Source organism: Vibrio sp. 2304 (genome assembly GCF_033339475.1).
Classification (GTDB): domain Bacteria; phylum Pseudomonadota; class Gammaproteobacteria; order Enterobacterales; family Vibrionaceae; genus Vibrio; species Vibrio alginolyticus.
On the sequence record NZ_JAWOUQ010000005.1, the window covers coordinates 91,463 to 116,404 of the forward strand.

The 24,942-nt window shown below is 46.2% G+C and carries 19 protein-coding genes; 7 read left to right on the forward strand and 12 right to left on the reverse strand.

Translation table 11 applies throughout. The features are described 5' to 3' along the window. Positions 1 to 52: 52 nt before the first annotated feature. Positions 53 to 1,405: an AmpG family muropeptide MFS transporter gene (locus tag R7P64_RS11855; RefSeq protein ID WP_318119073.1), complete on the forward strand. Its 1,353-nt coding sequence runs from the start codon at positions 53 to 55 to the stop codon at positions 1,403 to 1,405. Between the two features lie 63 nt (positions 1,406 to 1,468). On the opposite strand, the gene R7P64_RS11860 is transcribed toward R7P64_RS11855, so the two are convergent. Genes R7P64_RS11860 through R7P64_RS11875 form a run of 4 tightly spaced genes read right to left on the reverse strand, consistent with a single transcriptional unit; the run spans position 1,469 to position 4,705 of the window. Further along, a complete protein-coding gene (locus R7P64_RS11860; protein WP_005380256.1) occupies positions 1,469 to 2,128 on the reverse strand; it encodes a ChrR family anti-sigma-E factor in 660 nt (219 codons plus the stop codon). Next, the gene (locus tag R7P64_RS11865; protein ID WP_017636022.1) at positions 2,125 to 2,709 is read right to left on the reverse strand and encodes an RNA polymerase sigma factor; all 585 of its coding nucleotides are present in this window, start codon (positions 2,707 to 2,709) and stop codon (positions 2,125 to 2,127) included. Before R7P64_RS11865 ends, R7P64_RS11860 begins: the two co-directional genes overlap by 4 nt. A 44-nt stretch (positions 2,710 to 2,753) precedes the next feature. Further along, a complete protein-coding gene (locus R7P64_RS11870; protein ID WP_318119072.1) occupies positions 2,754 to 4,112 on the reverse strand; it encodes a DUF4397 domain-containing protein in 1,359 nt (452 codons plus the stop codon). Next, a complete protein-coding gene (locus tag R7P64_RS11875) occupies positions 4,109 to 4,705 on the reverse strand; it encodes an LON peptidase substrate-binding domain-containing protein (protein ID WP_318119071.1) in 597 nt (198 codons plus the stop codon). The genes R7P64_RS11870 and R7P64_RS11875 overlap by 4 nt, the downstream gene beginning before the upstream one ends. Positions 4,706 to 5,028: 323 nt before the next feature. On the opposite strand from R7P64_RS11875, the gene R7P64_RS11880 reads away from it, so the two are divergent. The 4 genes from R7P64_RS11880 (at position 5,029) to csdA (ending at position 8,632) form a co-directional block, all read left to right on the forward strand. Then, positions 5,029 to 5,826 (forward strand): outer membrane protein OmpK, encoded by a 798-nt coding sequence (locus tag R7P64_RS11880; protein WP_005385292.1) that lies wholly within the window; start codon positions 5,029 to 5,031, stop codon positions 5,824 to 5,826. Between the two features lie 108 nt (positions 5,827 to 5,934). Then, the gene (gene panE, locus R7P64_RS11885) at positions 5,935 to 6,825 is read left to right on the forward strand and encodes a 2-dehydropantoate 2-reductase (RefSeq protein ID WP_085569840.1); all 891 of its coding nucleotides are present in this window, start codon (positions 5,935 to 5,937) and stop codon (positions 6,823 to 6,825) included. Further along, positions 6,822 to 7,421, forward strand: coding sequence for a DJ-1 family glyoxalase III (locus R7P64_RS11890; RefSeq protein ID WP_046874990.1), 600 nt, complete (start codon positions 6,822 to 6,824; stop codon positions 7,419 to 7,421). Before panE ends, R7P64_RS11890 begins: the two co-directional genes overlap by 4 nt. Further along, entirely contained in the window at positions 7,421 to 8,632 is a 1,212-nt protein-coding gene (csdA, locus tag R7P64_RS11895) for a cysteine desulfurase CsdA (RefSeq protein ID WP_086047004.1), read from the forward strand. The genes R7P64_RS11890 and csdA overlap by 1 nt, the downstream gene beginning before the upstream one ends. A gap of 42 nt (positions 8,633 to 8,674) precedes the next feature. Here csdA and R7P64_RS11900 read toward each other — a convergent pair whose 3' ends face one another. From R7P64_RS11900 to R7P64_RS11920, 5 genes are all read right to left on the reverse strand, one after another. Beyond that, entirely contained in the window at positions 8,675 to 9,586 is a 912-nt protein-coding gene (locus tag R7P64_RS11900) for a GGDEF domain-containing protein (protein WP_154205086.1), read from the reverse strand. Positions 9,587 to 9,895: 309 nt separating this feature from the next. Continuing rightward, positions 9,896 to 10,324, reverse strand: coding sequence for a cysteine desulfurase sulfur acceptor subunit CsdE (gene csdE / locus R7P64_RS11905; protein WP_053809816.1), 429 nt, complete (start codon positions 10,322 to 10,324; stop codon positions 9,896 to 9,898). A gap of 19 nt (positions 10,325 to 10,343) precedes the next feature. Continuing rightward, on the reverse strand, positions 10,344 to 11,153 hold the full coding sequence (tcdA, locus tag R7P64_RS11910) for a tRNA cyclic N6-threonylcarbamoyladenosine(37) synthase TcdA (RefSeq protein ID WP_005380241.1): 810 nt from the start codon (positions 11,151 to 11,153) through the stop codon (positions 10,344 to 10,346). 99 nt (positions 11,154 to 11,252) lie between these two features. Continuing rightward, positions 11,253 to 12,356, reverse strand: a complete 1,104-nt coding sequence (gene mltA, locus R7P64_RS11915; RefSeq protein ID WP_258644839.1) for a murein transglycosylase A — start codon at positions 12,354 to 12,356, stop codon at positions 11,253 to 11,255. 273 nt (positions 12,357 to 12,629) lie between these two features. Beyond that, entirely contained in the window at positions 12,630 to 13,085 is a 456-nt protein-coding gene (locus tag R7P64_RS11920; RefSeq protein WP_005380234.1) for a DUF2850 domain-containing protein, read from the reverse strand. Between the two features lie 162 nt (positions 13,086 to 13,247). On the opposite strand from R7P64_RS11920, the gene argA reads away from it, so the two are divergent. Together argA and R7P64_RS11930 are read left to right on the forward strand one after the other, a co-directional pair. Further along, on the forward strand, positions 13,248 to 14,585 hold the full coding sequence (argA, locus tag R7P64_RS11925) for an amino-acid N-acetyltransferase (RefSeq protein WP_012841478.1): 1,338 nt from the start codon (positions 13,248 to 13,250) through the stop codon (positions 14,583 to 14,585). 417 nt (positions 14,586 to 15,002) lie between these two features. Further along, positions 15,003 to 15,191 carry a hypothetical protein gene (locus R7P64_RS11930; RefSeq protein WP_005380230.1) on the forward strand — a complete coding sequence of 63 codons (189 nt, stop codon included), beginning with the start codon at positions 15,003 to 15,005 and terminating at the stop codon, positions 15,189 to 15,191. Positions 15,192 to 15,225: 34 nt separating this feature from the next. Here R7P64_RS11930 and recD read toward each other — a convergent pair whose 3' ends face one another. The 3 genes from recD to recC all read right to left on the reverse strand — a co-directional run bounded on the left by recD (position 15,226) and on the right by recC (position 24,866). Further along, a complete protein-coding gene (gene recD / locus R7P64_RS11935) occupies positions 15,226 to 17,373 on the reverse strand; it encodes an exodeoxyribonuclease V subunit alpha (protein WP_318119070.1) in 2,148 nt (715 codons plus the stop codon). Continuing rightward, positions 17,373 to 21,047, reverse strand: a complete 3,675-nt coding sequence (gene recB, locus R7P64_RS11940; protein WP_318119077.1) for an exodeoxyribonuclease V subunit beta — start codon at positions 21,045 to 21,047, stop codon at positions 17,373 to 17,375. Before recB ends, recD begins: the two co-directional genes overlap by 1 nt. A gap of 327 nt (positions 21,048 to 21,374) precedes the next feature. Then, positions 21,375 to 24,866 (reverse strand): exodeoxyribonuclease V subunit gamma, encoded by a 3,492-nt coding sequence (gene recC, locus R7P64_RS11945; protein ID WP_318119069.1) that lies wholly within the window; start codon positions 24,864 to 24,866, stop codon positions 21,375 to 21,377. Positions 24,867 to 24,942: the final 76 nt, after the last annotated feature.

A 24,942-nucleotide genomic window follows, 5' to 3' on the forward strand; every position in this document is an offset into this window, starting at 1 on the left:
GAATAATCGAAGGGCTTTCTCTTTCAACGGCTTCATTTTATTGGATTGATTTATGTCTTCATTACCTTCCATCACTTGGTTGGAAACGGTAAAAAGTTACCTCGATAAACGACTCATGTGGGTTTTCATGCTGGGCTGCTCTAGCGGCTTTCCGTGGGTTCTTATCGGTTCAAACATGTCAGGTTGGCTAAAAGATGCCGGCTTGACCCTCTCCGCAATTGGCTATTTTGGTAGCGTTTTTGCGGTCTATGCGATCAACTTTCTGTGGGCACCTCTGGTTGACCGCGTGAAGCTGCCAGTCCTCTTTAGACTGCTGGGGCAAAGACGTAGCTGGATTTTCTTTTGTCAAAGTATCGTACTCGTCGCTACCCTATTTATTGCCGGTGTTAATCCAGCGGAAAACTTGGTGTTTGCGTCACTACTCGCCTTGTGTATTGCAACGGCTTCAGCGACACAAGACATCGCAATTGATGCTTTTCGTATTGATACTTTCCCAAAGTCAGAAGAGTCTAAACTGCCTCAAGCTTCTGCAATGGCGGTCATTGGCTGGTGGACAGGTTATTCACTACCGGGTTATTTAGCGTTTGTTAATGCTGACAGTGTCGGTTGGAATGGTGTGTATTACGGGATGGCGGTGATAGTCGGCAGTCTAATGGTCTTTACGATTTTAGTCGGTGAACCTAAGACTCAACGCGAACAACTTCAGTCTGCCGCTGAACAACGCCACAAAGAAGTAGTTGGTTCGAAAGTCGTAGCTTGGTTTACCGTGACTGTTGTGGAACCTTTCCTTGATTTCTTTAATCGCAATGGTGTCCGTGTCGCGATTACTCTGTTGCTGTTCGTTTTCCTATTTAAAATTGGCGAAGCGTTTTTGGGCAGGATGTCGATCGCGTTCTACAAAGATATTGGTTTTAGCAATGAACAAATTGGCTATTACTCCAAACTAATCGGTTGGGGAGCCACCATCTTCTTTACTTTTGTCGGAAGCATGTTCAACGTTAGGTTTGGTATTGTACGTGGATTAATGATCGGCGGTATTGCTATGTCTGCCAGTAACTTGATGTTTGCTTGGATTGCTTCGGTAGGCCCAAACGAGCACTTGTACTTAGCCACGATTATTGTCGATAACTTTACGACTGCTTTCTCAACTGTCGCTTTTGTTTCATTTTTGACGATTCTAACCGGGCAAGCATTTTCGGCAACTCAGTATGCGTTGCTTGCCTCTCTAGGAAACTTCGGACGGACGACTCTTGCTTCTTTCAGTGGCGAGCTAGTGGATTATCTTAATGATTGGAGCACATTCTTCGTGCTTACCGCTGTAATGGTCGTGCCAAGCTTGATTATGTTGTACTCGCTACGACATTACTTTGATGCTCTATTGGAAAAAGCACGTCACAAACATTAACGAAACATATAAAAAACCACCGAATTCGGTGGTTTTTGTTTTGCGAGATATAAGATAAGAGGTCTATGGGTATAACCCTTTACCAAACATATTAAATATACGTGCCACGCCTTGAGTAAAGATCATCGGCTCAGTCAATACGGTTAAACACAAGCAGTCTTCTCCGGCCTTAGTGTAAGGGCTGTGCTTCACTGATGCGTCTCTAATCATCAAATCGCCCTCTTCATATTGGCCATCCTCGTCACTAAATCCACCATGTAGGATCAATGTAGACTCCAGGCCTTTGTGCGTATGTTGAGGGATTTGCACATCTTCCCCGATGTACATTAAGCTGACACGAGCGTCTTCCCCTAGATCAATCTGAGCACTGAAAACCTTGCCTCCGTAACTTCTCCATGACCCTACGAGGTCAGAGAAACGCGCTAAGGTTTTAGGAAGAGCGAAGCTTTTTCCTGCCACATTAACAGCAGCAGAGTCGCGGATCACGATGTTATCAGTCGCTGGCTCCGCGTTGATGATGTCATTGAACATGTCGTCAAATTCAGAAACATACTCAGAAGGTATGTCACTTACGATGTTCGCTTGACTTGCTTCGACTTGGTTCACATAAGCTCGGCACTTGGTGCATGTTTCTAAATGGGTTGCGACCACAAGACCAGAAACTGCATCAATGCTTCCCGAAGCGTATGCTTCTAACAAGCTGTTATCTGGGTGTTTGTTCATAGTTGCTCCGTATGCATTGAATGCCTTAGCTTTTCTACTGCAAGCCTCAGCCTGGATTTTACGGTACCGAGGGGTATATCAAATAATTCCGCGACCTGTTGATGAGGTAACTCTTCAAGATATACCGCTTGTAAAACATCTCTCTGGTTTTTCGGTAATATATCTAAAAACTTAACCACCTGTTCTTTCAACATATCTTGTTCTGGTGAATAGTGATCAACAAGATCAGGTGGATAATACTCTGACGGCCAAATGTCATCAGAATGAATGTGTAATTCCTTACCTTTCTGTTTTCTCAGCAGATCAAAACAAAGGTTTCGGATTATGGTATATATCCAAGTCGATAACGCGCTCTTTTCACCATCATAGAGGTGCGCTTTCTGCCAAACTGTCGCCATGGTCTCTTGCACCATCTCCATAGCAACTTGCTCATTACCAACATGTTTGTAAGCGAATTGCTTCAGCTTGGGTGCGTAAAAACGGAATACAAAAGCGAACGCATCTTTGTCTCGATCCTTCACTTTATCCATGTAATCGTTCCAATCACTGCGCCCCAGTTTTTTCGGGCTATCACTCATCATAATCGGCCTTAATTTGTGGGAGGAGTCTCCTCCTCCCATTCGTCCTAATCGGTCACGTCATCGACCAACAAGTTGAAACCACCGTTGTTCCCATCATCAATGGCAACGACTTGGTACACAACACCGTTCATTACATTGACAGGTGCTGAGTCAACCGCAACAATACTTGGGTTACCAGCCACTGTTACCGTTACATAATATGTACCTTCAGCGACATATAATCCTTGTACGCTATTTTTATACGCAAAATTAGCAATAGTTGGATCACTTCCATCTATTCCTGCACTCGTAGTGAGGTAAATATCCACCATTTCCGCTATAGGATTAGCCGCCGCGTGTGTCACATTCAATGTCGCGCTAGTCGCCACAGCGCGTCTCATATCTTCAACAATCAGAGCTTCGATATCAATCGCTGGGCTAACAACACCGACTGCATAAACACTGTAATCCATTCCACCTGCAACCATTAACCCGTCAACATCTATGATCGGATTGGTTGTTGTGCCATCCACGTAAACGTCAATATCGTAAGCGCCAGCAGCAAGATCCAAATAACCACGAATCTCTTTGAACGCTAAGTCGGCAAGAGGAGCGAAGGCCGCCCCGTTAATGTTAACATCGACGACTGGCGCTCCATCGACAAGGTGTCCGACTCTTACTTCAGCTTGGCTGCCCATATCTTCAATTATAGAAGAGCCCGAACCGTCCAACACCAAGAGTTTGACAGGTGACGTGCTATTCGAATCTCCTGTGCCGATAGCGGCAATCGTCAAGTTGGAATTAGCCGCAAGAGATACTGTGCCCGAGTCAAAAGCAACGCTGTCTCCTACGGCAAGTCGAACTTGATACTCACCAGCTGGGATGTTCAATACGTCGGTAGAAGCTTTGTAAGCAAGGTTAGTTATTGGAGTCGCGCTAGCAAGAGCAGCACCTGGCTCAGTGACATAAAGATCAACAGCAGGAACGCCTGAAGCTGCATGAACAACTTGAACATCTAGACTATTGGCATCAGCCATTGAATCGGCGCTGCGAGTCACAACTAAAGGCTCAACTGGGTTTGGCGAACCATCGGCATCGCCAACAACGAACACGTTATAATTGAGGTCGGAATCAAGATCTAGTTCTGTTTTAGGTATTACGGTCGCGGTTTCATTACCTGGGAGCTGAACATCGACCTGAATCGAATTCATCCCCTCTCGCAATTTAACGTAGCCAGATCCCACACCATAATCAACATTCGTTAATGATGGTTTATCGTTGATCCACACATTTGCAAGCGGCGCATCAGAAGACGCGTGCACTGCTTGTAAATTGGAATACTCGATAGTGTCACTGTCGGAGCCACACGCCGCCAGTCCTAATGTCGCAACAATAGTTAGCGCAGCTTTATTAAATCCTTTCATATCCTTGCCTCTTTGTTAGTCGGGGCTTCTATGGTTTCTGTCAGAAATTGCAACGCAGGAATACAGTCCTCTGCGCCGACTAGCTGTTCGAACAGATTGCAGTCTAGGGGTAGTAACTCAAGCCAACGCTGAGTAACCCAAGCAGAGTCATCGTAAAAACGATGCTGGTAGAGGCTTCCAAGTTGAGGAAACTCTTCATAAACATGGGATAACTGCTGGCTTAAAAAGAAGAAATCTGGTGAGTTGTCTAGATGTTGCCAATTGTCTAACCATTCAACCTCTGCATGGCGTAAGCCATCCGCATCTGCACGGACGCGTTTGACAACAAAGCGTTGCTCACCAGCAACTGTAATACCAAGAAGGCCATCACTGAGTGTTTCAAAATCAACGATCCTGACCAAAGTTCCGATAGATGAAACGTTACCCACGTCTTTAGGGTCACCTTCACTTCCTACTAGGCAAACTCCAAAACCCACATTTTGTAGGCTGCATTCCTTTACCATTCGCTTATATCGTGGCTCAAAAATGCGCAGATTCATTTTACCTTCAGGGAGTACAACTGAAGTGAGTGGGAATAACATGACTTCTTTCATTCAAACGTCCTCTTTGATTCACGGATACATACGAATCCCTTATCACTCCGATCACTAACGATTTATGTTGGTTAATCGACTGGCTTAAAAAGTCATAAAATCGCTCACGCAAACGATCCAAATCACATATTTATTGCAATAAAATGCAACAAACAAAAAGTTCCGTAAATAAAGATAATTTCGTGATGCAACTCACCAAAAACGTTTCATTTTGCACCCTTTATCACTTTCATTTGGGATTTTTATCGCTATTATTCCCGCCAATTGGAAAGCGCAGCACAGATTGCGTGTTCTGAATCATTACAAACATAGAGAGTCCCCTTATGCGTAAATCACTTTTAGCTCTTAGCCTTCTAGCGGCTACTTCAGCTCCAGTTATGGCGGCAGATTACTCTGACGGCGATATTCACAAAAACGATTACAAGTGGATGCAATTTAACCTAATGGGTGCATTTGACGAACTTCCAGGTGAGTCTTCACACGACTACCTAGAAATGGAATTCGGCGGCCGCTCTGGTATCTTCGACCTTTACGGCTACGTTGATGTATTCAACCTAACTTCTGATCCAGGTAGCGACAAAGCTGGCGCAGAGAAGATCTTTATGAAATTCGCTCCACGTATGTCTCTAGATGCGGTAACTGGTAAAGACCTATCTTTCGGTCCAGTTCAAGAGCTATACGTTGCAACTCTAATCGAGTGGGGTGGTAACTCTGGTGTTAACTCTCAAAAAATCGGTCTAGGTTCTGACGTAATGGTTCCTTGGTTTGGTAAAGTTGGTGTTAACCTATACGGCACTTACGACGGCAACAAAAAGGATTGGAACGGTTTCCAAATCTCGACTAACTGGTTCAAACCATTCTACTTCTTCGAGAACGGTTCATTCATTTCTTACCAAGGCTACATCGATTACCAATTCGGTATGGATGATGATGCTGGTAACAAGTTTGGTTCAACCGCGTCAAACGGTGGTGCAATGTTCAACGGTATCTACTGGCACTCAGACCGCTTCGCAGTGGGTTACGGTCTAAAAGGTTACAAAGACGTGTACGGTATCAAAGATACTGATGGGTTCAAGTCAACTGGCTTTGGCCACTACCTTGCTGTAACTTACAAGTTCTAATTGAACCACTAAGTTTGCTCAAAAATGGCGCCTTTCGGCGCCATTTTTATTTGCTTTCCTTTTTTCCCTCATTATCCTTGCAGCAAACCTTTTTAATGAGAGCGTTTGGTGAATATCCTTATCCTCGGTCCAGGTGCGGTGGGCTCACTCTGGGCAACAAAATTTAAGCTTGCCGGGCACAATGTTTCATTGTGGGGAAGAAGTTCTGAAAGCCAACAATCACTTCAGTTGGATGACACACCCGCAATCGTATTCAGTAATCAAGATATTTCCTCCGTAAATAAAGCAGATCTCATTTTGATCACGGTAAAAGCTTGGCAAATGGAAGACGCCATTCAGCCTTTACTGCCTCATATCAACGCAGACACGATTATCATGCTGATGCACAATGGTATGGGTACCGCCTCTGGCGTGGAGAAGGCTCTGCCAAACAATCCTATCGTGCTCGCCACAACGACGCACGGCGCATACAAACCAGATAACCAACACGTACTGCATACCGGTCACGGAACAACGCAAGTGGGTGGTTATAATGACAAAGGAATGCAGTGCGCTTTTCTGCAAGATGTTATGCATCATGCTCTTCCAGAGGCCATTTGGAATCCACACATCCAATCTGCGTTATGGACTAAGTTAGCAATTAACTGCGCGATTAACCCACTGACTGCGATTCAGCAGTGTAAGAATGGTGAGCTTGCGCAGCCCGAGTTTAAGATACAACTCGAAAGCATCACTCAAGAACTGGTTGAAGTAATGAGTAAAGAAGGTATTGCTATCGAGTTTCGCTCTCTTTTCGATACGGTAATGCAAGTGGTGAACGCCACAGCTGAGAACTATTCTTCAATGAGACAAGACGTATTCCATCAGCGTCGAACGGAAATTGATTTTATAACCGGATACTTGTTAAAGGCTGCCGAGAAACATCGCATCAATACGCCTGAGAATTTAAAACTTTACCAACGCATCAAACAAATAGAACAAAGCTGGACAGAACAATGAGTAAGAAAATCTTAGTGCCAATCGCTCCAGGCACCGAAGAAATGGAAGCCGTCACCGTTATCGACATGATGGTTCGCGCGGGTTATGACGTTACGGTAGCGAGTGCTGCTTTTGATGGCTCATTGACGATGAAAGCTTCTCGCGGAGTCACACTAACAGCCGATTGTAAACTGGTCGATATCGCTGATGATGAGTTTGACGCCATAGCGCTTTCTGGTGGTGTTGGTGGTGCAGAAATTTTTCGTGATAGTACGGTGATGATAGAAATCCTTAAGCAGCACATCTATGAGGGAAAATTGGTCGCAGCTATCTGCGCAGCACCGGCGTTGGTATTGCAACACCATGATCTTTTCCCACAATCACTGATGACCTGTCACCCGAGCTTTCAGTCACATATCCCGGAAGAGAAGTGGCGCAGCAAACGCGTGACCTTTGATATCAACCACAACCTGATCACTAGTCAAGGTCCGGGTACAGCTTTAGAGTTCGCGATGGAAGTAATCATTCAACTCTCAGGTAAAAAACACGCATGGTCAGTTGCTGAACCAATGCTCCCTCTGCCTACTCTGCACTACCACAAGCTTGGTGAAGAATAATGTTTGACGTAAATGCTGTACGTGAGCAATTTCCCGCTCTAAATCAATCCGTCAACGATACGCCCTTAGTGTATCTAGATAGCGCAGCGACAACGCAAAAACCGCAATGTGTGATTGATGTCATCAGTCATTACTACAGTGCGCAAAATGCCAATGTTCACCGTGGCAGCCATAGTTTAACGGCTAATGCCACCAGCCAATTTGAAGCGGCACGAGAACGAGTGGCAAGCTTTATTGGTGCAAACAGCTCTAAAGAGATCATTTGGACACGGGGCGCAACCGAAGCACTGAACTTAATTGCTCAAACCTACGCCCGTAGCACGTTACAACCAGGTGATGAGATCTTAATTAGCGAGATGGAGCACCACGCCAACATCGTGCCTTGGCAAATCGTGGCAGAGCAAACGGGTGCTAAAGTCATTAAAGTTCCGATGACATCAGATTGCCAGTTCGACATCAGTGCATTTGAGGCGCTTCTGTCTGACCGCTGTAAAATTGTTGCTTGCGCACAAATAACCAACGTAACAGGCACACGCCAACCTATCGAAAAAATCACTGAACTGGCGCACAACGTTGGCGCGGTTGTTGTAGTTGATGGCGCGCAAGGCATCGTACATGAGCAACTTGATTTATCGACATCAGATATCGATTTCTACGTTTTCTCAGGTCACAAACTTTATGCACCAGCAGGCATTGGGGTTTTATACGGCAAGCTTGAACTTTTGGAAGCCATGCCACCATGGCACGGCGGCGGTAAAATGGTTGAACGCGTTTCTTTCGAAAAAACGACGTTTTCTGCACTTCCTGGAAAATTTGAAGCGGGCACACCAAACGTTGCGGGCGCGATTGCTCTAGCGAAAGCCATTGAGTGGTACCAAGGTTTTGACCATCATGAAGTAGAGACTCATCTCCATGCGCTTCAGGATAAGGCCTACCAAGCACTAAGCGCTTTGGATGACATTCATATTCTAGGCTATCAGCTGAATGCCTCTGTACTGACGTTCGTCATGGACGGCGTTCATCACCAAGACATGGCGACACTGCTCGATCAACAAGGCATTGCGGTACGAGCAGGACACCACTGCGCTCACCCATTGATGGATGCGCTAAACGTTAAAGGCACGGTACGCGTTTCTTTTGGTATTTATAACACGGCTGAAGATGTGGATAGACTCATCGCCGCCGTAGAAAAAGCCGTCGACATGCTATAACGCCAACGGTTTGATTTGGAGTAACCAACAAGGTTACTCCATCTACCTATCCAGAGTCGCCACGCTATTTCTGCCATTTCTTTTCGCAGCATAAAGCGCTTTATCTGCATGCGCATACAAACGTTTGGTGGTTTCATTTCTGCCTATTTCCACCACGCCTACACTCACCGTGACCGGAATTTCAATCTTTTCAAATTCGAACTGACAATTTTGAATGTGGGAACGTACTTCCTCTCCTACCTCTTTCGCCGCCGACAGAGAAGTTTCTGGCAAAATAATCGCAAACTCCTCCCCTCCGACTCTTGCAAAAATTTCGTCTTTGACGAGTAAGTGAGAAACCAAATCAGCTAAGGTCTCTAAGACATAATCCCCCGCATCATGACCACGTTTATCATTGATGACTTTAAAAAAGTCCAAATCAAACAATAACAACGCGGAGTGATAGTTCGGCTCTTGAGCTTTAATGACCTCTTCTGTGAGCTTTTCGAAAAAGACACGTCGATTGTAGATGTTGGTAAGAGCATCAATTTGGCTTTGATGGCGAAGAAGGGTTTCAACTCGGTGGCGATTGGAGATGTTGCGTGTAAGAATAAGGACAACGCGACGACCTCGGTATTTTATAGCGAGTGGGCAGATCTTGCCTTCGTAGTATAGGTCGCCTCTTGGCCCACTGTTAGCATCTATTCCCTGAATGCTGTCGGCGCACATCTTGTACTCGATCGTCACAATACTGTCTTGTTTCAGTGACCGATTTATCTGTTCGATAAACCAGTCGGCTTTATCTTTTTCAAGTACGCCGTGAAGTGTCTTACCTATCAAATTGCTTCCATCGTGATAGGCTTTTTTATCTGTTCCTCCAAAAACATCAATATAGATACCATCTTCACTCAGAATAAAAGTGGGGTCTGGCATTCCGGATAACACGTCTTGCGCATGTTCCAAGGTGAATTGCATATAGGGAGGTTCCTAGCGTTTGTACCTAAATATCCCAATCGCCTCCAAATGCGTGTCAGCATTGGGGAACAGGAGCGAATGAGGCATATGTCTACTATCTAATATAGACAAATTTTAAATACAATTGAGTTTATAAAAACCAAGTGGGCAATATAATGAACCAGGATCAATAGAATGGTTAATTAACGCTAAAATAGTCGACCATTTGCATATTTTTTATCCATATGCAAAAAATATCTCAACTCAGATACAAAAAACGCCAAACAGCTAGGCTATTCGGCGTTTTTTAAGAATTGGGAAAATGACTCGTTACACGGCGGTTTGCTTAATCTGCTCTACAATAGCTTTCAAGCCATTACCACGTGACGGGCTTAAATGGGAGACAAGCCCCAGCTGATCAAAATAAGCATCAATATCAAATGCTTGAATTTGATCGGCCGTTTTTCCGTCATAAGCCGCCATCACCAAGGCAATCAATCCACGGACGATACGCGCATCGGAGTCCGCACAAAAATGCCAAACGCCATCTTGCTCTTGGCTCACTAACCACACCAAGCTTTCACAACCCGAAACGGTAACTTGTTCTGATTTCAGCTCTTCTGGCATTTGTGGCAGCTTTTTACCCCACTGAATAACCTGACGGTAACGATCTTCCCAGCCTTTAAATTGCTGCATAGTCGCTACAATGTCTTCGCTGGTGATATCTGTACCAAATGGAGAAACGGGAAAATCTGTCATGATGCGCTCTTCTTCTAGTTTACTTCTTATATTTTGAAATCAACTTCTCAACGATTCGCGATACCGCGACAAAGCCAAACGTTGCAGTTACAACAGTCGCCGCACCAAAACCGCTAGCACAATCCATACGTTTTGGGCCTTCCGCTGTCGACTTCACACCACACACTGAACCGTCTGCTTGAGGATACTTCAGCTGCTCGGTTGAAAACACGCAATCAATACCAAACTTACGAGCCGGATTCTTAGGGAAGTTATGATGACGACGCAAAGTGTCTTTGATTTTCTTCGCTAGAGGATCTTGGATCGTTTTCGTTAAATCAGCGACCATGATCTGCGTTGGGTCAACCTGACCACCAGCGCCCCCCGTAGTGATCACTTTGATCTTGTTGCTGCGGCAATACGCCAACAAAGACGCCTTCGCTTTTACGCTGTCAATCGCATCTAGCACGTAATCAAACTCTTTGCTTAAGTACTCATGTTGATTGTCTGGCGTGATGAAATCATCAATCAGATTGACTTTACACTCTGGGTTGATCAATTTGACACGCTCGGCCATCACTTCAATTTTGCTTTGGCCAACGGTGCCCGTCATCGCATGAATTTGGCGGTTAATATTCGTGACACAAACATCATCCATATCAATCAGAGTCAACTCACCGATCCCCGTACGAGCCAGCGCTTCCACCGCCCATGAACCTACGCCACCAATACCAATCACACAAACGTGTGCAGCGCGAAGAATGTCTACTTCGCTGTTGCCATAAAGACGACGAGTGCCGCCAAAGCGTTGATTGTAGCTGTCAGATGCTGGGGTATCGAGTTCACGCATATTGAAGTCCAGATGATCGATAGAAAAACAAAGAGTGCGATTTATACGCACTCTTTGATGAAATGTCTAGATAAGAGAGTGTTCCTCTCTCTTGGACGACTATTGTAGCTTTTCTGGCGGTAAAGCCCAAGGCGCTTGAGTTGGTGAGTTTTCTAACCCAAGTTTCCACACTCGACCAAAATGCTTGTAGTGCCCTGCTTCCGTTCCTGCTCTCGCACCAATGCCATGATACAGATCCAAATGGTTCTGTTTTACCGCACCACCAGTGTCTAAAACGATCAGCATTCGCAGTTGATGAGCACCGCTCCACGTACCATCTGCATTCAGCAATGGTACTTCCGCCAAGATTGGTGTCCCCATTGGTAAGATAGAACGGTCACCCGCGACCGCCGCCATTGGCAACAAAGGAATACCAGCCGACCCCGTTACTGGCGCTTCCGCTTTTGGCGCAAAGAAGACGTAAGAAGGGTTTTGCTCCAACAACTCGCGCACTGTCGCATCGTCGTTGTCCATCACCCACTCTTTGATTGCTTTGAGGGACATTTTTTCACGCGGCACTTCACCACGTTCAATCAAAATGCGGCCAATACTAACGTAAGCTTTATTATTTTTCCCTGCGTACGCGAAGTACTCCAACGTATCATCATCTTCAAAATGCACATAGCCACTGCCCTGCACTTCCATCATAAACGGGTCAATACGATTAGGCGCATAACCTAGCACTAAACCTTGGCCATCTAATGCCCCGTTGTAGATCTCCGCGCGAGTCGGACAATCTGATGAGCAGTTTGGCTTGCCATAAACTGGGTACTTAAAAATGTCGTTTGGTGTATGACGCAGCTCCATCACGGGAGAAAAGTATCCGGTAAACAGTACATTACCTTTTTGATCACCACCGCCTAATTGCGCGGCTTGAATGCCAAACGCACTCAACGCACTGGTATCTCCGCTCTGTTGCGCCCACTCACTTAATCGTTGATATAGCGGTTGGTATATCTTCGCCATGGATGGTGACTTTATCACCACTTGCTCAGCTTGCTTGTTAAATTCAGTAAAATCGCGTGGTTTGTTAGACTCAACCACATCCACTTGATTGAGGATCTGAGGAAACTCACCATCAAGATATTGCTGAGCACGATCATTTTGTTGAGCACAGCCAAAGAGTAGGCTCAAAGAGATAATAGGAAGGAGTTTTTTTAACACGTGTCTTTTCCGTAAAAGAGAATAGCAAAAGGATGGCAAACAAATGCATACGGTGCAATTGAAAAGCAACGACAAAATGTTTCAACGCTAAGCCAATCCGTTTACTCGTTGTGAATTCATTCAGTTAATACAACATGATAGCAGCGGAAGAATTACGGAATTGTCCGGATTATGTTTGAAAGTAAGATTTACTGATTGAGAGATGAAATTGTGATCATCCATGTGACTCACAGACGCAAGAGATCTCTGCTTAACAGACAAAGATAAAAACGACTATCTTACCGCAATCCTTGCACGCCCCTCTAAACGGAATACAGGTAGATAATGTGCATTGGCATCCAGCTTCATTTCTGCATGCTGCTTACCCACAAAATTGAAGTGCCGCTCATTTGAACCCACTCGATACGAAAACGAATCCCCATCGAATTCAAAACTGGTCGCCACTGTAGAACCATTTACGGTAACACCGCGCTCACTCAACACAAATTCTTCACGAGCATAAGGCGCAACATCTTGCTCAACCCAGCGACCATAAATTGTCGATTTGGGAATGGGCGGATTAATGGTTCGAGTAATCAAATCACTATACAGCATGCACACGACAACGGTTCCAACTATCGCTATAAGCATGAGAGAACGCTCTAGCCACTTACGAAGCATTGATTTAGATGACGTTTTTGACAGATTGGAAGCAGTGATCGCAGCATTCTTATTAACAGCAGAAGACATGAGGTTCACGTATTGAGGAAAGACGCACCCATTGTAACCTTCCCTTTTAACGGGACCAAGAACCTACCTCAATATGTTTGTGCTTTATTCCAAAATTTCACCTTGCCACCAAATGAATAAAAAGGCATTATTTTAACATAATTAAACAAAGGAATGGCTGTAGTGAAAATTCGTAGTACTGCTCTCGTAAAAGGATTCCGTCAATCAACACCTTATGTCAATGCTCACCGCGGAAAAACCATGGTGATCATGCTGGGCGGAGAAGCCGTCGCACACAAAAATTTTGGCAACATTATTAATGATATCGCCCTCATGCACAGCCTCGGAATCAAAGTCGTGGTGGTGTATGGTGCACGTCCTCAAATTAATCAGCTGCTAGAAAAACAAGACCTCACTACGCCTTACCACAAAAATATCCGCATTACGGATGAATCGGCTTTATCTGTTGTTATGCAAGCTGCCGGACAACTTCAGCTTGCGATTACTGCGCGCCTATCAATGAGCCTCAACAATACTCCGATGGCAGGTACCCAGCTCAATGTCGTTAGCGGAAACTACATCATTGCCCAACCACTCGGCGTTGATGATGGTGTGGACTATTGCCATAGTGGACGTATTCGCCGCATTGACACCGACGCGATTAATCGCACGCTCGACCAAGGCTCTATTGTGCTACTTGGCCCCATTGCGAGCTCTGTGACTGGCGAGTGCTTCAATTTATTATCGGAAGAAGTCGCCACCCAACTAGCGATAAAGCTGGGTGCGGATAAGCTGATTGGTTTTTGCTCCGAACAAGGTGTCATTGATGACAACGGCAATGCTGTCGCCGAGTTACTGCCAATTGAAGCGGAGCATGTCATCAAAACACTCTCTGAAAATACGTCTCCTGACCTAGATTACAACACTGGGACACTGCGCTTTCTTAAAGGCTCTATTGCCGCTTGCCGTGCCGGAGTACCTCGTAGCCACTTGATCAGTTATAAAGTAGATGGCGCCTTAATTCAGGAGTTGTTCTCTTTCGACGGTATCGGTACCCAAGTTGTTATGGCGAGTGCTGAACAAGTGAGGCAAGCTAATATTGACGATATTGGCGGTATCTTAGACCTCATTCGCCCTTTAGAAGAACAAGGTGTACTCGTTAGGCGCTCTCGAGAGCAGCTAGAGCAAGAGATTGGAAAATTTACCATCATCGAAAAAGACGGCTTGATTATTGGCTGTGCTGCCCTTTATCCATACCCAGAAGAGCGCAAAGCTGAGATGGCTTGCGTAGCGATTCACCCTGACTATCGTGATGGAAACCGAGGTTTGTTACTGCTCAACTACATGAAACATCGTTCTAAATCCGAGACCATTGATCAAATTTTTGTCCTCACGACACACAGTTTGCATTGGTTTAGAGAGCAAGGTTTTTACGAAGTCAGTGTCGACTATTTGCCTGGAGCCAAACAAGGGTTATATAACTTCCAGCGTAAGTCCAAAATCTTAGCGTTAGATTTATAGCTTAACCTTAAATCAGGGAGCGAAACTTAACGTTCCACTATACCAACTAACCTCAAAGGGCAGGATTCAGTTCATTAACGCTCAACCCTGCACATCGAGCTTGTTTAGGAACGAGTTTGTTTAGGAGTAAGGCCACACATAAACCCTACTCCGGACTAGCGGGTCATCATGTAAACCCAACTTAGAAATGCGCAAACCATTGCTTGATTTTTGTTCCAATTTTATCTTTTAAATATACATTTGGTTGGCTATACTCTGCTCGCTAGTGATTGGTTTTTAACCAATACGAATGGATCTAGGTGATGTAATGTAGCCTTCACCCTAAAATACTGGGCAATTGAAAAACTAGTTAGCTCCGTATTGCACACCAAGGACAGTTGTTAATCTGACTTTAAATAAGCCGAGACGAGCACTGTTATGAGAACAATCATTTGTAATTCGCTTCAAAGCTTCTGGGATATGGCTGACAATCAGTTTTTAGAAGGCCTAGACGTCCACTGTGTTTTCCCCGTAAATGACGCTATCCGAGATTTTATTCTTGCTTATCAACAGCAATACAAAATACGCAGCGTGTCTTTTACCAATGCGTTTGCAAAACATGCATAAAAGAAGACCGAGCCATAAGCTCGGTCTTCTTGTTTTAGTTAGTAAGCCGCTTTACTAACCCACTCGCACGAGTGGTTTTCACCTTAATGCCTCGCTTCAGAACATTAAGTTCGGCGTAAAGAGCTAAACGCTTTTTCGCGCGGGTAATGCCTGTGTAAATCAACTCACGGGTTAATATCGGGCTAAAGTCTGGTGGCAAAATCATCAGGGTGTAATCAAATTCACTGCCTTGCGATTTATGGATGGTCATGGCGTAAGCCGTTTCATGTTCAGGTACTCGGCTTGGCAAGACCGATTTCACACTGCCGTCAGGTAACTCAAAAAAGACTTTCAAACGCGGTTCTTCTTCAGTGTCATCTCGCATGCAAATACCAATATCACCGTTATACAAACCTAAACCGTGATCATTACGCGTAACCATGACGGGTCTGCCGTGATACCAAATTTCATCCTGAACTTGAATGAACTTGCGCGCTGCGAGCGCTTTCTCGATACGTTGGTTTAGCCCAGCCACACCGAAGTCACCTTCACGGATCGCGCACAGCAACCGGCATTGGTTGAAGGTATCTAACACCGCTTTGGCTTTGTGCGTTAGCGACTCTGGCTCTCCGGTTTTAGGATCGGTTTCCTGTTGTCCAATGCGTTTGAGGTAACGACCGTATTCCTGCACCAACGTCTGCATCATTTGGTTGTAATGTTGACTACTTAGCGCGAAGTGTTCGATGTCAGAAAAGTCACGCGCCCAGACGTTATCTACGCTCGCAGCAGAACCGGAGTTAACCGCTTTTGCCAACTGACCAATGCCTGAGCGAGCATCAAATCGGTAGCTCTTTTGCAGCATACATAAACTATCAGCAATGCTAGATGCACTGTTACTCGTATGCGCTAAAGTATCGAAACCTGTCAGTTTTGCGATGGCTGACGCCTGCTCTTTGCCATAACCCAATGCATGGAACGAACAGATATCACCCAACACAGCCCCTGCTTCAACTGAAGCAAGTTGGTCTTTATCACCTAGCAAAATCAGCCGCGCATGTTTCGGTAAGGCATCAACCACTTTATACATCATTGGTAAATCAACCATCGACGCTTCGTCGATAACTAAAATATCCAAATGCAGTGGATTTTGCTTGTTGTGACGAAATTCTGCGCTATTAGGAATCGCGCCCAGCAATCGATGCAAGGTGCTCGATTCAGTCGGAATTTTGGCTTTTAGCTCCGGAGAAACTGGCAGTTCTTGCACTGCTTTACCAATGGACTCGGTTAATCGCGCCGCCGCTTTCCCCGTCGGGGCCACCAGCTTGATGGTTAGATTTTTCTCGTGCGTCGCCTGTTCAATCAAAGCAGCAAGCAATTTGGTTACTGTCGTCGTTTTACCCGTACCTGGGCCACCAGAAATCACAGCAAATCGACGAGTTAACGCAACCGCCGCCGCGACTTTTTGCCAGTTCACACAAGCTGAGAGTGGCACAAGTTCATTCAGTGTTTGCAAGTCCTGAACCCTGCACGCATTGCTAAGCACGGCATCAATCGCGGGCCAATCCAACGATTCGCTTGCGACCACATCAAGGTGATCACATACCAATTGCTGGCGCAACACTTGGTTGCTGCTTCCCGCTTCTACTGCTTTGCCTAACGCGTTAAACAGAAAATGGTATTGGCGTGCAAACAAATGGTTGAGCAACTCCGATAATCGCACAAACTCTTGTGGTTGCAAGTTAACTGCGGCGCCCAACTGATTGAGCTTTTCCGCCAGTGTCACTTCATAATGCCAATAGCGGTGCAGATACAGACGCTCGCCATCGAACATCAGCGGCAAGGCTTCTCCTTGCGCGCCGACCACGGTGGAATTTTGTAATACTTGAATCCAGTCTATGCCTTGCAACTGTGTATTGAGCGCCAATGCCGACTCACCAAACAGCCCTAACTTACTAGCCAAATCCGTAGATTGCCCTTGTGCATCGAACAGAGGCAGACAGATATGTCCTTTGCCGAGCTCACTACTGACAACACCCGCGATAAACGCCAGTGCTTGGCTATCCGACTGTTCATCATGCGTTTGAGAATCAATAAAACAGGCGAATTGGTAGTCGAGCTGACGAATAGCACCTTTGTACGCCAAGCGTTCCAACACTACCAATAGGCTATCTTGGTCAGAATGAAGATTGTGATTTGTCGTCATTAAAGTAGCTCCATCTGCCCGGCTTGAGTTGAGCGCGTTTCAAGTGCTTGACCATCAATCAAACGATCCATCTCTTGTAAGAAGTCTAAGGTTGGTTTCGCGGCAAAAATGCCGTGGTCGCTCTGCCCATCCATGCCGCGCAAGAACAAGTAATACACGCCACCGAAGTGCTGTTCATAATCATAATTGGCCAATCGGTTACGTAGGAAACGATGCAGTGCTAACGCATAAATCTGATACTGCAAATCGTAGCGGTGATCCGCCATCGCCGATTTCAGAGCCTCACCATGGTAGCTCGTCACATCGTCGCCAAGATGATTCGATTTCCAGTCAAGCACGTAGTATTTACCTTGATGTTCAAACACCAAGTCGATAAAACCTTTGAGCATGCCTTGCACGGTTTGGAAACCTAAATCCCCCGCTTTCGCCGACAACGGATCGTGACGTTGAATGACTCGGTTTAACGCCGGTGCAGACAAAACTTCAATCGGCAGCAAAAACTCCATCTCCACCAAACGTTGCGACGGTGCTTTTTGATTCAGCAGCAAAGACTTACCATCCAACGGCGTTGCGAGTACGGTATCAATCAATTGCTGTAAAATGGGCAACCACTCTTCATCGAGCTGTTCGCTTTCCATCAAGCCAAGGATGATTTGTGTATTCTCTTCCGTCGTGGCTGGCTGAGTAAATTCAATTTCCTCAAACAGGCTGTGCAGGAACGTACCCGGACGCGCACCACGAGGGAAGGTAAAAATCGAACGCTCTGGCTCCACCAAATCCGCTTCGTCTTGTTCTTCAGATGAGTCGATATCGAAACCTGTAATCTCAATCGTGGCATCATGCTCGGCGTGATGAGAGCCTTGCTTGACCAAGCCAGAATAACTGGTGATGCGCCAGTTTCTGTCGATAGGGTTTTGCAGCTCTTTCGCGCTAAGATCTTGTATTTCTTCTTGTGGCGCTACGTACTTGTCTTCGAGTTGCTGCGGCGGATCGGCCACAACGACACAATCAAGCTCGTCTTGTTGCTTTGTTAAACCTTGGTGCAAATCGTTAATGCCACCTTCTTGACCATTCTGAATCAAATAGCCAATCGCACTGCGGTGTACGCCAGTTGGCTCTTTGGTCGAACGACCATTGCGCAAAGGCGAGGCTCCGATAAAACACGCATAAACAGCACGCGTTAGTGCCACGTATATCAAGCGTAAGTCTTCCGCCAAACGCTCTTTATCCGCTTGCTTCATGGACGCATCGTTGCCAGTGATATCCAGTACCGTGCGGTCATTGGCTGCATCGTAATATTTGGCTTCGCTGGCTTCTCGATAGCTGAACACAAACGGCAGAAATACGAGGTCATACTCCAAGCCTTTTGATTTGTGAATAGTTACGATCTGCACTAAGTTACGTTCCGATTCTAAACGTTGGATTTGGTCATCACTGCCACCCAAACCGTTTTCCGCATCACTGATGGACTGAGCGAGCCAACGCAGCAGACCGTGATCGCTGTCCAGTTCATTACTAGCTTGTTGAAGCAGTTCACCGATGTGCATTAAATCGGTAAGTACTCGCTCACCATTTTCACCCTGTGAGCTTGCACCCTCTTCTAGTAATCGCTCAGCAATATGGCGTTTGCTGATCACTGCGCGCAGCATCGGTAGCACACCACGCTGAACCCAAAGTTTGCGATACTCTTTGAATTCGTTAACAGCGTTTTCCCACACGACTTCATCGTTATTAAGCGCATCCAAACTTGCTGCATCGAGGGCAAACAGCTCAGAGGCAAGACTTGCACGCAGCGCACGATCATTTTCTGGAGTCAGCACCGCTTGCAGCAAACGCTGTAAATCCTGCGCCACAGAACTGGTAAACACACTGTCTCGGTTAGACAGGTACACGCTGGCAATGCCTTGGTTTGCCAGGGCTTGTTTGACCATTCGACCTTCACTACCTGTTCGAACCAACACCGCGATATCGCCCGCTTGAACCGCTTTCTGATTTTCGCCATTCACCAGACACGCTTGCCCCTGTTGAGCCTGCGTCAAAATGGTTTGGATTTGGCTTGCGGTCGCCTCTGCCATTCGAGTCAAATACTCGCCTTTTGGTAGCGGTTTATCGTCCGCTTCTTGCAACCAATAAGTCAGCGCTGGTTGCTTTTGGCCACCCATAGTCCAAATGCGTTTTTCGGCATTGGGACTGTACTTAACGGGTAAGAACGGAATATCCGAATCGTAGATAAATGGACTGTCTGGCAAAGCAAATACTTGGTTTACCGCCTGCACCATATCTGCGCTAGAACGCCAGTTGGTTCCTAACGTGTAGTGGGCACTTACTTGGTTACGCGCTTTGATATAAGTGAAAATGTCTGCGCCACGAAAGCCATAAATCGCCTGCTTTGGGTCACCGATCATAAACAAACCGCATTCCGGGTTGTTCAGATAAATACGGCTGAAAATACTGTATTGAAGCGGGTCGGTATCTTGGAACTCGTCAATCATAGCGACAGGATACAAAGTACGAATACGCGCCGCTAAAAGCTCGCTTTCGTCCGTATCGATAGAAGCAGAAAGTTGTGTCAGCAAATCATCGAAAGAGAGCCACTGTTTTTGATTTTTCGCGTTGGCCAGCATCACACGACAATGCTCAATCGCATGAGCAAGCAGTGGCGCTTTTAAGCTGATTGGGTTGGCAAGAAATGTTTCAATGGCTTCAAATACCGCATGCTGCGGCGCACTGCCTTTCGGTGTTTTTTCCAACAAGACGTTTTGCGCGAATTTCTCCAGCTTGTCTGGATAATCGTAACCTGTAGTTTCCGTTGCCGCCCAAGCGTTTACCACCTCCAACCACGTCGGCAGAGACTTTTTGGTATAGCTACGTTTGTTAATATCTGAATCTGAAATCAGCGTGAAGAAGTCATCTTGGCTTTCTCGCCACTGTGCTTTTAATTCATCAATTTTTTTCAAGTTTTCAGTATGAAGATCAGCCAAACTGCCTTTCATTGCAGGAACAGAAAGGCTTAACGGCGCACCAGTTAAGTAATTGCTGATGTCAGACAACAACGCAGATGGAGAGCTCCATAGCTGGCGAATTTCCCCAGCCAAGGTAAACGGCAACGGGTAGAAATTGCGACGCCAGTAATCGGCTACAACTTGCGCTTTTAGGTGACTTTCATCGGTCACAAACTCGTTATTAAATCGGCTGCCAGATTCAAACGCATTTTGCGTTAGCATACGTTGGCAAAAACCGTGAATCGTGTAGACCGCCGCCTCGTCCATCTGACGCTCTGCCTGCAATAAAATTTCTGCGGCTTGCTTGTGATCGTCAAACTCATTAAGCAAAGGTTGGATCACCGGATCGGAACTCTGTCCACGCGCAAACGCGATTCGCGCGTCATGGATCCTTGCCCTGATACGATCGCGTAATTCCGCAGTTGCCGCTTCGGTAAAGGTTACAACCAGAATTTGGTCGACCGTAAGCGGTACGCGATGTCGAGTTTCCGCGCTGCCATGACCAAGCAAAAGACGCAGATATAAACCTGCAATAGTGAAGGTTTTACCTGTACCTGCTGATGCCTCGATTAACCTCGCACCGTGCAGAGGAAACGTCATCGGTTCTAGTGGCGTTGGTTGAGGCTGCTCTGTGCGGTCTAACGTATGTAGAGGGCACTCTGCACCTGACATTTGATCCATAACGCTGAATCTCTCCGGATTATTTACTAGGACGTATCACCTAATAAATGTGATCTATAGTTAAAAATTCTATTAATATGTTTAACAAGTTGGATAATTTAGAGCTTTGTGAGATCTTTCTCACGGTTATCCATAAGACGTACCGTTAGTATGCGCCCCACGAGATAAGCCAAACCTTTTTGGCGACACAACTCAAATGAATTAAACAAAAGTATCATGGTCCCTCTGACCTTGTGGCCGTACAGCGAACGCCCTACAAAAAATAATGATTTTCTGGCGGCCACCCTACTCTTCCTTCTCTTTATCCAACTGTCTTTATTACGCTTTTACGTCATCAGCGTCTTGAACCGCTAAGCGCGCACCTTGCAGTACTAATGCTGTCAGCAAACGAACTTCTGAGGCCAACTCATCATTCCAAGCAGGCCAAATTCGAGAGATGTACGCATTACTGCCTTCGCCCGGGCTCATGAAGCCATCATTGAATGCGTCAGCCATTTTCTTCAAAGATTTCTCTTCGTCATCGACCCACTGACCGCGGCTAAAGCCCGCTTCAACACAAGCCAACGCCGTTTTCGGGAAATAAGGCAAAGGCTTAGTCATGCCTTCGAAAAATAAGCGAACTAATTCAGTCAGTAGCTGTTTGGCATACTGCGCATCGGCAATTTCTGGGTAGATCAAATGCAGTGCGCCTTCTTTACGATCGTAACCAATGATGTGGGTTTTCTTAGCATGACCCGACGCCGACATGGCAAGGTGATCGATCCACGCTGCAAGGTAATCCTGCGATCGAATCTTACCGCTTCGATAGCGAATCAAACCGGATTGGTAGCATTGAGTTAGCCAACCTGTTAAGCGAACGTTTTTCTCTTCGCCTTCATTTCGCTCAAACAAGGAATCAAACGTCAGGTCGATTTCCAAATCGTCTTGAGGCGCACCAGATAAAAACGCCAGTTTATCCACCAGCTCTTCCGCCTGAACTCGGTTGGTTTCAAACTCGATATCACCAAACGCCCCCACCGGTAGTTTGCCTTGCGCGCGCTGTTGACTCATAAAGTGTTTAAGCACCTCTGTTTTTTTCTCTGGCTGCATCAATGTCGTTTCAAGCAAGGTTTCTAACAGCTCATCACGCATTTGATAGCTTTCCAAACCACCTAAAACAAAGGGTTCGTCGTCTTCCATCACCGGCAGTGGCGGTTCAAAGATTACTTTTAAGCGACGATTGAAAAAATACTGCACCGGTAAGCGCCAGAAACGTTGTAACTCGACTAAGTCGAGCTCAAGTGGGAACGTCGCTCCTAACAGATAGTCATCTAATGCCCGATTAAAATCACGACGAACATAGCCTTGCGATTGACTACTTTGAGTCAATGCCGCTGGAATCCACTCTTTCGCGTAGCTGGCGTGCATGCCTTGGAACGCACTTGGGCTAAACGGCACCATGGCATGGGTATTCACCAACGCATTTAATAAGTTATCGCCAGACTCATCAACGGGCAACGCTTCATCACCACTTAAACAATAGTTTTGGTGGCAGTATTCCATCAGCTCAGAAACCAGAACCGAAGGCACTCGCTCGGTGTTGTCTTGGATTGAACGGCCAACATAACTGATGTAGAGCGTTTGCTGTGCAGACAACATCGCTTCGAGGAATAGGTAACGGTCATCATCTCGGCGCGAACGGTCGCCCGGTTTGGTTCTTCCTGTCATCAAGTCAAAGCTTTCTGGCGGCATGGAGCGTGGGTACACGCCGTCATTCATCCCCAGTAGACAAACGGTTCTAAACGGAATAGAGCGCATCGGCATCAGAGTACAAAAGTTCACTTGACCAGCAAGGAAGCGCTGGCTGACTCGTGTGCCAGATAATTTGTTTTGAAGGTATTGGCTGATGATCGACGGCGATAACGCATCATCAAATGCGGCATCAGCTAATTGCTCTTTGAGTTGGCTGAGCGTATCGCGAATGGATTTGAGCGCCATTTCTCCTTCTAACTCAACTGAGAAGAAGTCATCCAGCAGTGAAACCAAAGTCTCTCGCCAACCATCAATAGTCTGAACATGAGAAAGTTTGCTTCGATAAGTGCTAATTTGTTGGATAAAGTGTGCCAACTTGCCCGCAAGCTCTGCACCCATGCCTTGCACTTCGTTGTACGGAGATAAACTGCCTTGCTCGGTTTCAAACAAACCTGCGGATTCTGGCATCGCGTAGCCAAGCAACATGCGTTGAATACCAAATTGCCATGTGTTTTGACGGGTTTCCGGCAGTTCAAATTCGCGTCCGGTATTGGCATCCAATCCCCAGCGAATTCCCGATTCTTCAACCCATTGTTTGGCTTGTAAGAAATCATCTTCGCTGAGTTCAAAACGCTTTAATATCGCCGGAGTTTCCAGAAGTTCGAGTAGTTCTGATGCCAAACAGCGCGTATTGGGTAAGTTCACCAACTGCATAAATGCGGCCAGAATTGGGCTCTCTTGATCGGCGGTTCGGTCAGAAATCGAATATGGAATAAAACGCTCACCCGGCGCGTTACCAAAGACCGCCTGAATCGCAGGGCTGTAAGCGTTGATGTCCGCGACCATCACGATAATATCGCGCGGTTTTAACGTTGGGTCAGCATCGAACATCGCCAATAGTTGATCATGCAGCACTTCCACTTCACGCATCGGGCTGTGACAAGCGTGTAGGCTCAGTGATTTATCACCCAAGCTAACCACTTGTTTGTGATGACTGTTTTCAATCTGTTGATCATCTTGATGTTCTTCAAGATTGAGAATATCCGCTTGCAATTGATGGAGCAGACTGTCGCGCTCAACATCAACAAACCCTTCGATTTCATGAGATTCCAGCTGAGACAACAGATACATATTGTCACGCCCGAGTTTACCCATGGACGCCAACAGACTGTTTCCGACCACATCGGTGTGCAGCTCATCGATCACATTATCTTCCAATGAACCTTTCAGTTGCTCAGTTTCACCTTGCACTTCCGAGTGATCGTCCTGCCACACAACGTGCTGACGATGTTTCGCCGCCAAACGAGCCAGATATTTGCGATCTCGAACTTCACCCCAGTAATAGCGACACGGGTTGGTGAACATCAGATGCACGTCGATGTGTTCGCCAATTGCTTTTAGCGCATCCATATAGCGAGGCGGCAACGAAGAAATTCCAAAAACAAACAAACGCTTGGGTAAATGGTCAAAATTGCCGTTAAAACTCGCTAACGTGTCGATAAAGTGCTCATAAAGGTTGGCACGGTGATATGGAGACTGCCCTAACGACACAGTGTGATCGTACAACGCTTGCCATAAGATCGGCTGCCACGGATGTTCATCTTCCAGCTCTGGCACACTCTGCCCAGCTTCCCAACTTGCGATCCATTCCGGACGATACACCAAGTAACCATCGAAAATATCGGCAATTTTCTCAGCCAGCTGATACAGCTTAGAGTGATCACTGTCATCTTTGAGGTACTGCGCTAACGGCGAAAACACGTCTTGGTTGAGAAGCCCCGGCAGCAGATGCATCAACTTCCACGTCATCGCTTCTTTGTTAAACGCACTGCGTTTTGGCACGTCTGGCAACACCTGCGTAAACATTTCCCAAATGAAGGTAGCAGGAAGCGGAAAATCAATGTTCGCGGCAACACCAAACTCTTTGGCCAATTCCATTTTTAGCCACTGGGACATGCCCGGACTTTGAACCAGAATTTGTTCTTTTTCGAACGGGTTTTCCAGCGGACTGATTCGAATCAGTTCGACAAGGAGTGATTTAAGAACGTCAACTTGGTTGGAGTGATAAACAGTAAACAAATTGGGGATACCGAGCGCCGATTGAAACTGTTAGCTAGCTTAGCACAGCCCCATTTAAACCCGCAGTGATCTCGCG